The 13,975-nt window shown below is 62.2% G+C and carries 14 protein-coding genes; 9 read left to right on the forward strand and 5 right to left on the reverse strand.

Features of this window, described 5'->3' with window-relative positions; all coding sequences use genetic code 11:
• Positions 1-11: 11 nt before the first annotated feature.
• The 3 genes from ACQB61_RS07855 to ACQB61_RS07865 form a co-directional block, all read right to left on the reverse strand.
• Positions 12-899 carry an ABC transporter permease gene (locus ACQB61_RS07855; RefSeq protein WP_430512178.1) on the reverse strand — a complete coding sequence of 296 codons (888 nt, stop codon included), beginning with the start codon at positions 897-899 and terminating at the stop codon, positions 12-14.
• Positions 900-902: 3 nt separating this feature from the next.
• Positions 903-1,856 carry an ABC transporter permease gene (locus ACQB61_RS07860; protein ID WP_430512179.1) on the reverse strand — a complete coding sequence of 318 codons (954 nt, stop codon included), beginning with the start codon at positions 1,854-1,856 and terminating at the stop codon, positions 903-905.
• 121 nt (positions 1,857-1,977) lie between these two features.
• Entirely contained in the window at positions 1,978-3,588 is a 1,611-nt protein-coding gene (locus tag ACQB61_RS07865) for an ABC transporter substrate-binding protein (protein ID WP_430512180.1), read from the reverse strand.
• A gap of 199 nt (positions 3,589-3,787) precedes the next feature.
• On the opposite strand from ACQB61_RS07865, the gene ACQB61_RS07870 reads away from it, so the two are divergent.
• Genes ACQB61_RS07870 through ACQB61_RS07885 form a run of 4 tightly spaced genes read left to right on the forward strand, consistent with a single transcriptional unit; the run spans position 3,788 to position 6,377 of the window.
• Positions 3,788-4,522, forward strand: coding sequence for a FadR/GntR family transcriptional regulator (locus ACQB61_RS07870; protein ID WP_430512181.1), 735 nt, complete (start codon positions 3,788-3,790; stop codon positions 4,520-4,522).
• Positions 4,523-4,535: 13 nt separating this feature from the next.
• A complete protein-coding gene (locus ACQB61_RS07875; protein WP_430512182.1) occupies positions 4,536-4,793 on the forward strand; it encodes a hypothetical protein in 258 nt (85 codons plus the stop codon).
• Entirely contained in the window at positions 4,769-5,707 is a 939-nt protein-coding gene (locus ACQB61_RS07880; protein WP_430512183.1) for an amidase family protein, read from the forward strand. Before ACQB61_RS07875 ends, ACQB61_RS07880 begins: the two co-directional genes overlap by 25 nt.
• Positions 5,708-5,717: 10 nt before the next feature.
• Complete coding sequence (locus ACQB61_RS07885; RefSeq protein ID WP_430512184.1) at positions 5,718-6,377, forward strand: aspartate/glutamate racemase family protein; 660 nt, start codon at positions 5,718-5,720, stop codon at positions 6,375-6,377.
• Position 6,378: 1 nt separating this feature from the next.
• Here ACQB61_RS07885 and ACQB61_RS07890 read toward each other — a convergent pair whose 3' ends face one another.
• Positions 6,379-7,362, reverse strand: a complete 984-nt coding sequence (locus ACQB61_RS07890) for a zinc-binding alcohol dehydrogenase family protein (protein ID WP_430514324.1) — start codon at positions 7,360-7,362, stop codon at positions 6,379-6,381.
• Between the two features lie 127 nt (positions 7,363-7,489).
• Here ACQB61_RS07890 and ACQB61_RS07895 point away from each other — a divergent pair, with 127 nt between their 5' ends.
• From ACQB61_RS07895 to ACQB61_RS07915, 5 genes are all read left to right on the forward strand, one after another.
• A complete protein-coding gene (locus ACQB61_RS07895; protein WP_430512185.1) occupies positions 7,490-8,404 on the forward strand; it encodes an FCD domain-containing protein in 915 nt (304 codons plus the stop codon).
• 122 nt (positions 8,405-8,526) lie between these two features.
• Entirely contained in the window at positions 8,527-9,216 is a 690-nt protein-coding gene (locus ACQB61_RS07900; protein WP_430512186.1) for a FadR/GntR family transcriptional regulator, read from the forward strand.
• A gap of 25 nt (positions 9,217-9,241) precedes the next feature.
• The gene (locus tag ACQB61_RS07905) at positions 9,242-10,216 is read left to right on the forward strand and encodes a C4-dicarboxylate TRAP transporter substrate-binding protein (RefSeq protein ID WP_430512187.1); all 975 of its coding nucleotides are present in this window, start codon (positions 9,242-9,244) and stop codon (positions 10,214-10,216) included.
• A 57-nt stretch (positions 10,217-10,273) separates the two neighbouring features.
• Positions 10,274-10,756 (forward strand): TRAP transporter small permease, encoded by a 483-nt coding sequence (locus ACQB61_RS07910; RefSeq protein ID WP_430512188.1) that lies wholly within the window; start codon positions 10,274-10,276, stop codon positions 10,754-10,756.
• 57 nt (positions 10,757-10,813) lie between these two features.
• The gene (locus ACQB61_RS07915) at positions 10,814-12,085 is read left to right on the forward strand and encodes a TRAP transporter large permease (protein WP_430512189.1); all 1,272 of its coding nucleotides are present in this window, start codon (positions 10,814-10,816) and stop codon (positions 12,083-12,085) included.
• 82 nt (positions 12,086-12,167) lie between these two features.
• Here ACQB61_RS07915 and ACQB61_RS07920 read toward each other — a convergent pair whose 3' ends face one another.
• Complete coding sequence (locus ACQB61_RS07920) at positions 12,168-13,970, reverse strand: tetratricopeptide repeat protein (protein WP_430512190.1); 1,803 nt, start codon at positions 13,968-13,970, stop codon at positions 12,168-12,170.
• Positions 13,971-13,975: the final 5 nt, after the last annotated feature.

The raw sequence follows: 13,975 nt of genomic DNA on the forward strand, positions 1-13,975 counted from the left end.
TGGCTTGCTCCTCAATCCTTGACGTTCATGGCGCTGCGCAGACCGTCGCTGAGCAGGTTGAGGCACAGGGAGGTGGCGAAGATCATCAGGCCGGGCAGTGCAGCGACGTAAGGGTTTACGTAGATCGCCGTGCGCAGCGTGTTGAGCATCAGGCCCCATTCCGGCTCGGGCGGGCGCACGCCGATGCCGAGGAAGGAGAGGCCTGCGGCGAGGATCATGCACACGCTGGTGAGACTGGTGGCATAGACAAAGATTGGGCCGATGACGTTGCTGATCACATGGGCGCGGATGATGGTCAGCGCCCCGCCGCCACTCGCTCTTGCCGCATCGATATAGTCGAGCGAGCGCACGCTTGCTGTTGCGCTTTCGGCAACGCGGGCGATGGGCGGGATGAAGACGATGGTGAGCGACACCAGACTGTTGACGATGCCGGCGCCCAGCGCGCTGGAAATGGCGATGGCGAGAAGCACGGACGGAAAGGCGAAGAAGATGTCGACGGTGCGCATGATCACCGTGTTGAGCCAGCCGCCCGCATAGCCCGCAATGATGCCTAATGCTGAGCCGATGAAGAAGGCGAAGACGACCGGCATCAGTCCGACAAAGAGTGTAAGACGCCCGCCGTAGATAAGCCGGGCGAGCATGTCGCGGCCCTGTTCGTCGGTGCCCAGTGGATGGCCGTCGAAGCCTATGGGTTTCAGGCGGCGGATCATGCTGGCCTTGTAAGGATCGGCGAGGCCCAGATAAGGGGCAAAGATGGCAGCAAAAACGAGCGCCGCCAGAATGATGAGGCAGATCACGGCCAGCCGGTCGCGCAGGAAACGGCGCGTGACGCCGGACCAGTAGCCGGGGGCGGATTGCACCACGGGGGCGGTGATCGTAGCGGGGCTTGTAACGCTCATGGCTCAGGCCCTCTTGATGCGCGGGTCGATGGCGGCCTGTGCCACATCGACGAGGAGGTTCATGGTGACGAAGAACATGGCGAGCACCAGGATCGTGCCCTGCAGGAGCGGCAGATCACGCTGGAAGATTGCGTTGGACAGGAGGAAACCAGAGCCGGGCCAGTTGAACACAGTCTCGATCAGGATCGAGCCGCCCAGCAGATAGCCGAGTTGCAGGCCCATGACTGACAGGGCGGTGGGAGCGGCATTCCACAGTACGTGGCGCAGCACCTCGCGGTGGCGCATGCCCTTGGCGTAGAGCGCTTGCACGAAATCCATCGTCAGAATGTCACCCACCAGCGCACGCACCGTGCGGGCCACCAGCCCGATGGGCACGACAGAGAGGGTGACGGATGGCAGGATCAGATACTTGAAGTGCTCGAAGTCCCAGACCCACTCGCCAGAGCCGCCGGGCCCTGCGCCCATGGCTGGAAGCCAGCCAAGCTGAACCGAGAAGATGATCACCAGCACGATGCCGAGCCAGTAGTTCGGCACGGAGACGCCTGTGATGGCGGCCCCCGTCACCAGCCGGTCAAAGACAGTGCCACGCCAGTATCCAGCAAGAAAACCAAGCGTCATGCCAATCGGGAAGGCGATGAGGCTTGCCATCAGCGCGAGCAGCAACGAGTTCTGGACCGCGCCGAATACTTCCTCAGCCACCGGACGGCCCGTGGCGATGGACTTGCCGAGGTCGCCGGTCACGACCTTACCGACCCAGATGGCGTATTGAACGGGCAAGGGCTTGTCGAGCCCGTAGGCCGAGCGCATGGCTGTCTGTTCTTCCTGTGTCGCGTCAACAGGCATGATGGCCGTCAGCGGATCGCCGGGGGCGATATGCACGAGCAGGAAGCAGATCAGGCTGACGCCGATGGCAACCGGCAGCACATAGATCAGACGGCGCAGAAGATAGATGAACATGGGCGGTGGCCGCTCTTCTCTGGAAACCGGTGTCTTTTGCGCCCCGGCTCTTGCGGCCGGGATCGTGGGGTATGCTCGGGAGGGACTGCCCGGCGGAGAAAGCCCCGCCGGGCAGAGAGCCTTATTCCATCGTGATGGAGGAGAAGTTCAGGTACCAGTTCTGCGGCTGCACGAAGCCCTTCACCTTGCCCGTCATGGCGCGCGGGGCAACATCGTGCGTGACCATCAGGAACAGCGCGTCATTGACGAACTTCTCGTGGGTCTTGCGGATCACCTCATCTTGCTTCTCCGGGTCGAAGGTGGTCTTGATCTGCTTGAACAGGTCTTCCATCTCCGGATCGCAGTAGTGGCCCCAGTTGGTGCCGTTCGGCGCCACAAGGTCGCAGCTCAGGTGCCGCAGGAAGCCAGTGAACGGGTCCTGAATGAAGTAGGTGAAGTTGATCGACTGGGAGCCCTCGACGCTCGGGTCCTTGGCACCGGCGCGCCACAGGTTGATCATCTGGTTCCATTCCACCACCATGAACTCCACCTCGATGCCCACTTCCGCAAGGCTCTGCTGGATGTACTCATTCATGGGCAGCGGCAGCATCTGGCCGGAACCGGATGGCGAGATCAGAGCCTTCACCTTCAGCGGCTTGTCCGGGCCGTAGCCGGCTTCCGCCAGCAGGCGCTTGGCCTCTTCCGGGTCATACTTCACGTCAAAAGTGGGTTTGCCGAACCACTGGTTGGAAGGCGGCACGAAGCCCTTGGCCGGGATCATCAACCCGCCCAGAAGTTCGGACAGGCCTTCACGGTCGATGGCAAGGTTTGCTGCCTTGCGGACATTGATGTCATTCCACGGCGAGCCTTCCACGCGCGAGAGGTGCCAGGTCCAGTTGTGCGGATAGGCGTTGGATGTAATGGTCATGCCCTGCGCCTTGATGGCCGGGATCGTGTCCGGGGCAGGAGCCTCGATCCAGTCCACCTGACCGGAGAGCAGCGCTGCGGTGCGGGCATTGGGCTCAGGCAGGGGCAGAAGGACCATCTTGTCGAGCTTCGGGATGCGCGCTTCATCCCAGTAGCCGCTGTTGGGAACGAGTTCTGCACGTTCACGCGGGACGAAGCTTGCGAGCTTCCACGGTCCGGTGCCCGACGGTGCCTTGGCAACCTCTTCCCAGTTCTTGCCCTTGGCTTCCCAGTTTGCCTTGGAGCTCATGAAGATCCAGGCGAGCTGGTAGGGCAGCGTGGCATCCGGCGCCTTGGTCACGACTTCCAGAGTGAAATCATCAACGGCGCGATAGGTGGCGACTGCCGGAATGCGCGACTTGCCCTGCGCGGCCTGGCGCGGGTCATACTGTTCGGCATCCGTCTTCAGCAGCTTGTCGAGGTTCCAAACCACGTCATGGGCAGTGAAGTCCGAGCCATCGTGGAACTTGACGCCCTGACGGATCTTGAAGGTCCACTTGGTGGTGTCGGCCGGATCAACGCTCCATTCGGTGGCAAGGCCCGGCGTCAGGCCCGACGGCTTGTCTGCGCTCGACAGGTCCCACTCGACCAGCGAGTCATAAACCGTGTAGCCGATGAAGCGCATGCCTTCGCCGCCCTGATCGACCTGTCCTGTGGTGAGAGGAATATCGGATGCCGTCATGCCGATGCGCAGCGTTCCTGCTGCCAAAGCATGCATTGACGTGCCGGCAAGGGCGGCAAGCGAAAGGGCCGCAAGTGCTGCGCTTCGGAATGTCTTCAACGCCATCAATGTCATCCTTCTCTGAGAGGTTTGATATGTTTTTTGTCGAATGACTTTTAAGAACTTGCCATTCTGGAAATGTTCGAAAGTCATTTCATTTTTTGACTTGAAGGTCAGGTTTTCGTGCGTTACCAAATCCTTCTGGTCTGACCAGATGAGCGTAGGAACAGCGCATTTTTGATGCAAGGCGAAGATTTAGGCAGATATGATCAGTCTTTCACCACATGACGCAGACGGCACGCTGGCGCTGCCGGAGGATGACGTCTCCGCCTCCGTTCCGGCGCGTGTCGCCCGGGCGATACAGGCGATGATTGCGGAGGAGGGGCTGGAAGAGGGCGATGCCCTGCCATCCCAGCGCGATCTGGCTGGCATTCTGGGGGCGTCCCGGCCTTCGGTGCGCGAGGCGATTTCCATGCTCGAAGCGCTGGGGCTGGTTCGTGTCGAACAGCGGCGCGGTTTGTTTGTCGCCGCGGCTTCCGGCCTTCAGCCGGCGGATCTTTGGGCGCACGGCACCGGCTACACGCTTGAGGAAACCTATCAATTCCGCATGGCGATGGAGCCGCAGGTGCTGCGTTTAGCCATGCCTGCCCTGACCGGAGATCTGAAATGGCGGCTGTGGCGCTCTGTCGAGGCGTTGATGGCAGCTGCCCGCACGGGCCGCAGTGTCGAAGCTGCTGAGCAGGACACCCTGTTCCACGATCTCATCGTTGAGGCCTGCGGTAACCGCATCTTCCAGTCCATGCACCGCATGATGGCACGGGAGTTCCAGAGCAGCCAGTGGGTGCCCATGGTGCGGATGGAAAGCATGGTAGAGACGGCAGCAGAGCATCTCGCCATTATGGATGCGGTGGACCGGCTGGACGCGGATGCCGCCTGCCGCGCCATGGCTGCTCATATTCAGGGCGCGGCGCGGCGTGCCGGAATAGACCTGACTTCGTGAGAAGGATGATTTCATGATCAATGATACAGCCGAAGCTTTTGTCGAGGTTCTGGATGCTCCTCTGGTAACAGCCCAAGGCGTGCTCAGCGGGCTGACTTTTGCCGCCAAGGATAATTACGCCTTCGCGGGCCGTATTGCGGGCAATGGCAGCCCGGCCTGGAAGGCCAGCCACGCGCCGGACATGGTGACGGCACCATCGCTGCAAACGGTGCTGGATGCGGGGGAGCACTGGCAGGCTTCACGAAGATGGATGAGCTTGCCTACAGTATGATCGGCAGCAATGCCCACACGGGCACGCCGCTGAACAGCGCCGCTCCGCTGCGGGTGCCGGGCGGATCGTCATCCGGATCGGCCTCTGCGGTGGCCGCAGGCCTCGTGGATTTCGCGCTTGGCAGCGATACGGGCGGCTCGGTGCGCATTCCCGCATCCTTCTGCGGGCTCTACGGCCTGCGCCCCGGCCATGGCCGCGTTGATGGGACGGGGCTGAAGCCGCTTGCACCCAGCTTTGATGTGCCGGGCTGGTTCGCCCGTGACCTTGATCTGATGCTACGGATCAGCGCCGTCTTCGGCATTGAGGCAGATAATACACCGGCCCCTGCGCGGCTATGGATGCCGGACACCATTTGGGCCACGCTGGATCCTGCAATGCGCAGCGCTCTTGCGCCGGGTATTTCCCGGGCTGAAAGCTTGCTGGGGCCAGCTCTTACACATGCCATCCCGCTTTACGGCGAGATCGACTGGTTCGAGACATTCCGCCTGCATCAGGCCTATGAGGCTTGGGGCGCGCTGGGGGCATGGATTGAGGAGGAGCAGCCGGAATTCGGTCCCGGTGTCGGCGAGCGGTTGGCGGCGGCCAAAGCCGTTTCGGAAGAAACGTTTGTCAAGGTTGCCCGTGACCGTTCTGCCATCCGCGCTGCCATGGATGAGGCGCTTTCCGGCGGTGTGATCCTGCTTCTTCCAACTGCACCCGGCCCAGCGCCCTTGCGTGATGCCAGCCAGGCGGATCTGGAGCTTTACCGCCGGGCCACCATGCCCATCACCTGCATTGCCGGCCTCAGCGGCCTGCCGGAGCTGACGCTTCCCGGTGCCAGAGTGGACGGCGCACCCGTTGGTTTGTCGCTGGTGGCGGCAAGGGGCGGGGAGGAGATGATCCTGGATTTCGCCCGCCGCATGTCAGCCGCGTGAGGTCGCAGAAATGAAGCCGCGCGTGGCGCTGATCAACCCAAATACCACTGTGGCGACGACGCTTGCCATGGTGCGGCTTGCGGCAGAGGCGGTGCCGGAGGTCGAATTTCTGCCAGTGACCGTCGCCAAAGGGCCACCGGTGATCACGGAGCCAAAGGCTCTGGCTGAAGCAGCAGGGCATGTGGCGGCGCTGGCGGAGCATCTGCCGGAGGGGATTTCCGGCGTCATCACGGCTGCTTTCGGCGACCCTGGGCTGGACGCCTTGCGTGCCGTTCTTCCGGTTCCTGTCACCGGCATCGCCGAAGCGGGCATGCTGGCAGCAGCTGAGGGCGGGCGGCGGTTCTGCGTGGTGACGACGACACCGGATCTGGCTGTCCCGATCAAGGCACGGGCCGCGGTCTATGGTCTTGGTGACAGCCTCACCTCCGTGCGGTTGACGGCGGGCGATGTGCATCAGGTGATGGCAGACCCGGAACGTCTGGAAGCGGCTCTGGCAGAGGCCATCCGCCTCGCCATTGCGGAAGATGCAGCCGAGGCGATTGTCATTGGCGGCGGGCCGCTGGCCGTTGCTGCGCGTGCTTTGGCGGGGCATTTTTCCGTGCCCATCATCGAGCCCGTGCCGGAAGCGGCGCGCCGGATCGCAAGACTGATCCGGCGCGGAAATATTTAAGTCAGACCGTGATGATGGCCTTGATCAGCGTGCCACGGTCTTCTGCCCAGAGCGGCAGGTTGGTCACGGCGTCCTCGAAGCTTGTCTCGTGGGTTGCCAGGGTATCCACCGGAACCTCGCTGCTGCGGATCTTGGCAATCACGTGCTCGAAGTCTTCTTTCAGCGCGTTCCGGCTGGCGAAAAGCGTCGTCTCGCGCTTGTGGAACTCGGGATCGGCAAAGACCAGATCGCCCTTGACCACGGACAGCAGCACATAGGCGCCGCCATGGGCGACATGGGAGAGCCCTGCGTTCATGGCCTTGATGTTGCCGGTGGCATCGAACACCACGTCATAGGCACCCGGCGTTTCCTGTCCCACCAGTTCGTAGCGGGCAGAGGGCAGGGCCTTGCGGGCGAGATCCAGCCGCGACTGTGACGTGTCGCGCAGGGTCACGTCTGCGCCTTCAATGGCTGCAAAGATCGCAGCGCCAAGGCCGATGGGGCCTGCGCCAACGATCAGCGCGCTCATGCCGCGCTTCACGCTGCCCCGGCGCACGCCATGGGCACCGATCGCCAGAAACTCGACCATGGCCGCAGCCTTGGGCGAGAGCCCTTCCGCCGGGTAGAGGTTGCCCTCGGGAACCACGATTTCCTCGCACATACCGCCATCCGTGTGGACGCCAAGCACGGCGATGGCCTCGCAGCAGTTGGGCTTGCCGATCGTGCAGGCATGGCACTTGCCGCAGGTGATGTAGGGGTTCACCACGACGAGATCGCCCTTGGCAATCCGGCCATCAGAGGAGGCTTCCTCTGCCGTGCCGGAAAGCTCGTGGCCCATGACGCGCGGATAGGCGAGGAAAGGCTGATGGCCGCCGTAGATGTGGTAATCCGTGCCGCAGATGCCGATGTGGCCGATCTTCACCCGCACGTGGCCGGGCTTTGCCTCGGGCCTCGGACGCTGGGTCTGTTCGAACTTGCCTGGCTCGGCACATACGAGGGTCTTCATCATGGACATGGACGGATTCCGGTTTTCTTGAACTCTGCGCTTGCATCGCGTACGGTTTTTTATTGAAAAAGATCCGTTTCCGTCAAACTGAATCCGGTTGATCCCGGTTGAAAACAACAGGCTTCGCATGGCGCGCAACCGCAACCTATTCAAACTGCATGTGAATCTCATGCTGGAGCGCTTGCAGCAGATGGCGCCCGGCGCAAGGCTTGGTTCGGAGGCAGAGCTGGCAGAGGTGCTCACCGTGAGCCGGACCACTGTTCGCGCGGTTCTGGCGCATCTGGCCGAAGCCGGGATTCTCGACTGGGACGGGCGCGAGAAGACGCTGCGCCGTCTGCCGGAACCTGCCGACTGGTTCGAGGAATCGGAAACCCTCTCCCATCAGGCCCATGTGGAGACCCAATTTCTGGATTGGGTGCTTCGCGGCGATCCGCGCCCCAACACGGTGCTGAGTGAGGCGGGGCTCGCCCGCCGGTTCGGGGTGAATGTGGCATCCGTGCGCGAGTTCCTGATCCGTTTCGAGCCCTTTGGACTGATTGAGAAGCAGCCGAACCGTCATTGGGTGCTGAAGGGCTTCACCCGCAGCTTTGCCGAAGAAATGTTCACCGTGCGCGAGATGTTCGAGCGCAGAGCGTTGACCGGTATGATGAAAGTTTGCGGACCGGGCGGGGAGCGGGCAGGCGAATTACAGGAGCTCGCGCTGGCTCATGAGGCTTTGGCTGCTGGGCCCGATGAGGGGCTGGATGCCTTTCCACAGCTTGATGCGCGGTTTCATCAGCTGCTTTGCGCCTCTTCCGGCAACCGGTTCATCATCGATTTCAGCCGCACGATCTCGATCATCGTGCACTTCCACTACCGCTGGAACAAGCGTGACGAACGGCACCGCAACCGCGCTGCAATCTCTGAGCATCGAGCCATTATCGAAGCGGTTCAGGCCGGCGATGCAGAGCGCGCGCAGACTGCGCTTGATATCCATCTGGCTACCGCCCGGCGTACGCTGATGGCCTCGGTTATCTGGCCGGAAGACGGCACCACTATGTGAAGGCCTGGCCGAGAATCTGCAACCGGCTTGTCTGACAAGGCTTGACAACCGGATCGCCCCGGTGAATCCATAGCGCCGAGTTTGGTCCAACCATAGGACCAAAAGCCAGCGGAGGGGAGGCCATGGCAGGACTTTCAGCAGTCGAGGACATTCGCGAGGTTTTACGGCGGGAGATCGTGGAGCGCATGCAGGTCGGGGATCTGCTGCCGAACGAGCGGGATCTGGCAGAGCGTTTCGGGGTAGCGCGCAACACGGTGCGCGAGACCATGATCCACCTCGAAGCCTTTGGCCTCATCGAGAAGACACGGCGCGGCGCCAAGGTGCGCAAGCCGGACTTCGATCCGATCTTTTCCGTCTTCGCCCAGCATTTCGACAACTCCGCCAAGACTCTGGAAGACGTCCTCAACTTCCGCCGCATCGTGGAGACCGGGGCGGCGCCTCTGGCCGCGATTGGCGTGACCGAAAGTCATCTCGACCAGATGACCGAGGCCAACGAGCGCATGCGCCAGGCCTTGACCGTGTCGGAAGCGGCCGGGCACGACTATGACTTTCACATGGCCATGGTCGAGGCGACCGGAAACACGGTGTTGATCCGCATGTACCGGGTGCTGTCGGTGCCGCTGCGCTTCTACATGGAGGTGGGAAAGTCCCGTTCCGCACAGACGGTCGAGTCCCATGCGCAGCATCAGGCCATCATCGCCAAGCTGCGCGACCGGGATGCCGCAGGGCTCATGGACAGTCTCAACACTCATTTCGACTATTCGGGTGCCGTCTTCGCGGCCCTCGCAAAACAGACGGGTGATCCCGTCTGACTTTATCCCTAGTGGAGGATTTGTAATGAAATTGAAATCGCTCGCGCTGGCCGCGCTCATGGGCGTGGCGGCCGTCCTGCCGGTTGCCGCTCAGGAAGTGGTCGTCAAGGTTGCCTATGAGAACAATCCGGGTGAGCCGGTCGACAAGGTGATGCATCGCTGGGCCGACCTTGTGAAGGAAGCTTCCGGCGGCAAGGTGGCTCTGGAGCTGTTCCCGTCTTCGCAGCTGGGCGCGAAGAAGGACGTGATCGAGCAGGCCATGCTGGGTGTGAACGTGGTGACCATCGCCGACGCCGGCTTCCTCACCGACTTCGATCCGGATCTGGGCATCCTGTTCGGACCATATCTCGCCGACAATCCGCAGCAGTTGCTGAAGATCTACGAGAGCGACTGGTTCAAGCAGAAGGATCAGGAGCTGCGCGCCAAGGGCATTCACATCGTCATCCCGAACTACCTCTATGGCACGCGCCAGCTGCTGGCGACCAGGAAGGTTGAAAAGCCGGAAGACATGAAGGGCCTGAAGATCCGCGTCCCGAACAACCCGATGCAGATCAAGGCCATCGAGCTGATGGGCGCGACCCCGACGCCGATGCCGCTGGGCGAAGTCTATCCGGCGCTGACACAGGGCGTGATCGACGGCGTTGAGAACCCGCTGCCGGTGCTCTACGGCCAGAAGCTCTATGAGCCGGCCAAGGAACTTTCGATGATCGGCTATCTCACCAATACCTCTCTTTGGCTGGGCGGTGAAGAGTTCTTCTCGACCCTCGACCCGCAGGTCCTCGAACTGCTGCACAAGACCGGCTTTGAGGCTGGCCTCTACAGCCAGGAAATCGCGGCTCAGGAAGAAGAGCGCATTCTCTCCGAGATGAAGGCTGCGGGCGTGAACGTTACTCAGCCGGACGTGGCAGCCTTCCGCGAGAAGACCTTGCCCTTCTACACCCAGTTCCCGGAGTGGACGCCGGGCCTCTATGAGAAGATCCAGGCAGAACTCGCCAAGTGATCGTCGTGACCGGCCGCTTTCCGGAGCGGCCGGTCCTCCCTCTTCGCGGAGACTGTCATGTCCCTCATTTTCCGTCTCACTTCCGCCTTCGGAGCGGTTTGCGTCGGCATCCTCGTTCTGATGACCGCTGTTGCCGTTCTCGCCCGCTACATATTTGGCGTGCCCTTTGCCTGGACCGAGGAAGTCTCGGGCATTCTGATGATCTGGATCGTCATGGTTGGCGCGATTTCCTGCGAGGCGAACCGGCAGCACCTGACCATTGATCTTCTGGAAAATGCGATGAAGGGGCTGCCGCGCCGCCTGATGGTTTTCGTTGTCAATCTGGCCTCCGTGGGCCTGCTGGCCTTCATGTCCTGGCAGGGCTGGGCACTGGCCAAGGCGACGGCTTTCAAGAAGACGCAGATCCTCGGCGTTTCCTGGTTCTGGCTGGATCTGGCCATCGTCATCGGCGCTGGAGGCACTGCTCTCGTCATGGTCTGGCGCCTTTACCGGCCGGATGCTGCGGCAAACGCACCGGCTGCGCCCGAGCACAAGGCTTGATCTTCCGCCTTCACATTCCTTCCTGACGGCCACGTATTCGCGTTCAGAAAGACGTCCATGACCTGGTTCATCATCATTGCTCTCATGTTCGCGCTGTTTGCCCTGAACATGCGCATCTATCTCGCCATGTTCGCGGCTGTGGTCGCCTATTTCGTGTTCTTCTCCACGGTGCCTCTTCAGATCTCCGTGCAGCGGATCATCGCGCCGACGCAAAACCCCTCGCTGCTGGCAATTCCCTTCTTCGTGCTGCTCGGAACGCTTCTGGGCACCACCGGCATTGCCGGGCGGTTGATGAAGCTGGCGGATCTGATGGTCGGGCGCCTGACTGGTGGCCTCGGCCACACCAATGTCATGCTCTCCACGCTGATGGGCGGCATCTCAGCCTCGAACCTTGCTGATGCCGCCATGATGTGCCGCATTCTTGTGCCGGAGATGCGCAAGCAGGGCTACAGTGCCGGTGCTGCGGCTGCCATCACAGCTTGCGGCTCGCTGATCACCCCGATCATTCCGCCCGGCATCGCGCTGATCATTTATGCACTGGTGGCTGATGTCTCGATTGGCTCCATGTTCACGGCCGGGATCATTCCGGGCATTCTCTGCGCCGCCTTGCTGATCATGGCCGTCTGGATCAACGCCCGCAGCAAGGGGCTGAAGCCTTCGCGCGAAAGCTGGCCCACTGCCGCCGAGACGAAGACAACCCTGATCGGAGCCTGGCCCGCCATCTTCCTCGTGCTGGTGATCGTTGGCGGCATCCGCCTGTCGATCTTCACGCCGACGGAAGCTGGCGCCGTGGCAACCATTTTCACGCTCGCCATCGGCTTCCTGATCTACCGCGAAATGAAGCTCTCGGATGTGGGGCAGGCCTTTGCCGAAACGGGCCGCCAGACGGCCTCGATCCTGCTGGTCATCATGACATCATCTGCTCTTGCCTGGATTTTCTCCGTGGAGCGGGCCGGTGTTGCCATGGCCGAAATCATCACCAGCATGACGACGGACCCCTGGGCCTTCCTGATTGCCGTCAACGTGCTGCTGCTCATCCTCGGCATGTTTGTGGAGGGCACGGCGCTGATGATCATCCTCGTGCCGCTGCTCAAGCCCGTCGTGCTTCAGCTCGGCATTGATCCGGTGCATTTCGGCATTGTCATGATCCTCAACCTCTCCATCGGCACCCTGACGCCGCCGGTCGGAACTGTTCTGCTGATGGTATGCAATCTGACAGGCGCCAAACTGGTTGATTTCATGCGCGACGGCTGGATCTTCCTGGCTACGCTTCTGGTGGCGCTGCTTCTCGTCACCTTCGTTCCGGCCTTCTCGCTGGCACTAATCTGAAGCGCCCGAATGAAAACAAGAGCCGCCTGCGGTGACCCCGCAGGCGGCTCTTGTCGTTTCAGGAATGCAATGTGATCAAATGTCAGGTCTTGCCGCCGTCGAGACGGTTGAGGTCGTGGAGATCATCCCCGTCGGTCCAGCTGTCATCCGGTTCCGCCTCGTAGACCAGCTCGGCTTCGGAGCCTTCATCTGAGGAGACCTGCGGCTCATCCGCATCCGTCGATGTGCCCGTACTGCTATCAGCCGTCTCTTCCGCAGCCGGGTCATCCGGCTGCTTCTCACCGTCCGAAAGCACGGGCGCCCCGCTGCCGGATTGAGCTGCATCGGCCGCGATCTGGTCCGTTTCGTCTGCCGTGGCTTTCGTCTCAGCCGCAGGCCGGGGTTCGGGGCCGAACTCAAGTTCAAGCTCCGGTTCGCAGTCCGCTGAAGATCCTGCCTGAGTTACAGGGGAGGGCAGTTCAGCCTCTTCCCCAGCTGCAGGATCTGAACGCGGGCTTTCCTGCCCGCCGCTGCCGGTCTCCAATGTCGCATTGTCCGCCGCTGCCGCGTCATCGGCGGACGGGATCACCGCGGATGCTTCGTCCGTATCGTCCGCGCTAACCGCAAGGTTGGTTCCGGTGCCATCTTTGCCGGCAAAATCCTCTTCCGCTGCAAGTTTATTTTCTGGCTCATCACTTTCGTGAGCTGGCAAAGGATCAATATCAGGTTCCGCGCTTGCTGCCATGACAGCGCCTTTTGCCATCGCCTTGGTGGCAGCTGCGCGGGCCATGGCGGCGGCCTTGTCAGCCTCTGCGGCAGCGGTCAGTGCGGCCATGGCGGCTGTCTTGCTGGCCTTTGCCGCGTGGAGAGCTTCCTCGCTGGCCACCCAGTCGACCGACGGCATGTCCACCTTGCGGTGGGTTTCGATGACATGGCGCACCCAGTCGGGTGCCTGCCTTCCATTGGCGACGCTGGTCAGCACCTCACGGGCTGCCTGCCGCTCGCCCAGCGCCGCTAGGGCCGCGCCCACGGCATTGCCTGCCTCTCGGAAATCGGGGGCGTCGGTCCAGGCATCATCTGCCTGCCGAAGGGCCATCTTGATGTCACCGGCACGGCGGGCCAGAGAGCTGAGCTTGACCCGTGCGGCATGATGCTGCGCATCCCGGCCAAGGGCTGCCTCATAGGCACGCCTTGCTCCGACCAGCTCACCCTGCGCAGACATGACGTCGCCCAGAACGACAAGAGCTTCCACCGGGCCTGCGCCGCCCATTGCGGCGCGCTCGGCAAGTTCCCGCGCTTCATCAAACCGGTTGCGCTTCAGCAGCAGATTGGCAAGCCCAAGCAGCGCAGGCTGATAATCGGGATCAAACCGCAGGGCATGGCGGTAGTTGGCGATGGCAGCACCAGGGCGCGCATCCTGCGAGCCGGTTTCGGCCAGCAGTGACAGCGCAGCCGCGCTGTCCGGCAGAACTTCGACCAGCTTGGCCGCATGAATGGCCGCTTCGTCATAGGCATCGCGCCGCAAAAGCAGCGTGGCAAGGCCGTAAAGTGCGTTCTGATCCTTCGGGTCGGTTTCCAGTACCGTGCGGAAAGAGGCTTCGGCATTGACGAGATCGCCGGTCATCAGCTGGCAGTTACCCAAGCTCGCCCGTGCCCGCGTGTTTGCCGGTTCGGCAAATACGATCTTGCGCAGGTGAGTGGCGGCTTCTTCGAACTGGCCCTCACGCAACAGGCGCCGCGCCAGCCGGTGAGCGCTCTCTATGCTGCTGGCGCTGATCGGGCCAAGGCCAGCTGCGTCGGCTTGCGCACTTGAGGATGATGAGTTTGCAGACACAGGTTCCCGTCCGCCGGCTCCGCCGCCGGTGGCTGTTGCTTCCTTCAGCCGGGTGTCCTCCGCATCCGTCATGTCAG

Source organism: Pannonibacter phragmitetus (assembly GCF_050510895.1).
GTDB classification, from domain to species: domain Bacteria; phylum Pseudomonadota; class Alphaproteobacteria; order Rhizobiales; family Stappiaceae; genus Pannonibacter; species Pannonibacter phragmitetus_B.

Excerpts from the sequence above, each read along its gene's own strand:
- ACQB61_RS07910 (WP_430512188.1), top strand. The coding sequence starts at position 10,274 with ATGTCCCTCATTTTCCGTCTCACTTCCGCCTTCGGAGCGGTTTGCGTC.
- ACQB61_RS07920 (WP_430512190.1), bottom strand. The coding sequence starts at position 13,970 with ATGACGGATGCGGAGGACACCCGGCTGAAGGAAGCAACAGCCACCGGC.
- ACQB61_RS07900 (WP_430512186.1), top strand. The coding sequence starts at position 8,527 with ATGGCAGGACTTTCAGCAGTCGAGGACATTCGCGAGGTTTTACGGCGG.
- ACQB61_RS07890 (WP_430514324.1), bottom strand. The coding sequence starts at position 7,362 with ATGAAGACCCTCGTATGTGCCGAGCCAGGCAAGTTCGAACAGACCCAG.
- ACQB61_RS07855 (WP_430512178.1), bottom strand. The coding sequence starts at position 899 with ATGAGCGTTACAAGCCCCGCTACGATCACCGCCCCCGTGGTGCAATCC.
- ACQB61_RS07915 (WP_430512189.1), top strand. The coding sequence starts at position 10,814 with ATGACCTGGTTCATCATCATTGCTCTCATGTTCGCGCTGTTTGCCCTG.
- ACQB61_RS07895 (WP_430512185.1), top strand. The coding sequence starts at position 7,490 with ATGGCGCGCAACCGCAACCTATTCAAACTGCATGTGAATCTCATGCTG.
- ACQB61_RS07875 (WP_430512182.1), top strand. The coding sequence starts at position 4,536 with ATGATCAATGATACAGCCGAAGCTTTTGTCGAGGTTCTGGATGCTCCT.
- ACQB61_RS07905 (WP_430512187.1), top strand. The coding sequence starts at position 9,242 with ATGAAATTGAAATCGCTCGCGCTGGCCGCGCTCATGGGCGTGGCGGCC.
- ACQB61_RS07860 (WP_430512179.1), bottom strand. The coding sequence starts at position 1,856 with ATGTTCATCTATCTTCTGCGCCGTCTGATCTATGTGCTGCCGGTTGCC.
- ACQB61_RS07880 (WP_430512183.1), top strand. The coding sequence starts at position 4,769 with ATGGATGAGCTTGCCTACAGTATGATCGGCAGCAATGCCCACACGGGC.
- ACQB61_RS07865 (WP_430512180.1), bottom strand. The coding sequence starts at position 3,588 with ATGGCGTTGAAGACATTCCGAAGCGCAGCACTTGCGGCCCTTTCGCTT.
- ACQB61_RS07885 (WP_430512184.1), top strand. The coding sequence starts at position 5,718 with ATGAAGCCGCGCGTGGCGCTGATCAACCCAAATACCACTGTGGCGACG.
- ACQB61_RS07870 (WP_430512181.1), top strand. The coding sequence starts at position 3,788 with ATGATCAGTCTTTCACCACATGACGCAGACGGCACGCTGGCGCTGCCG.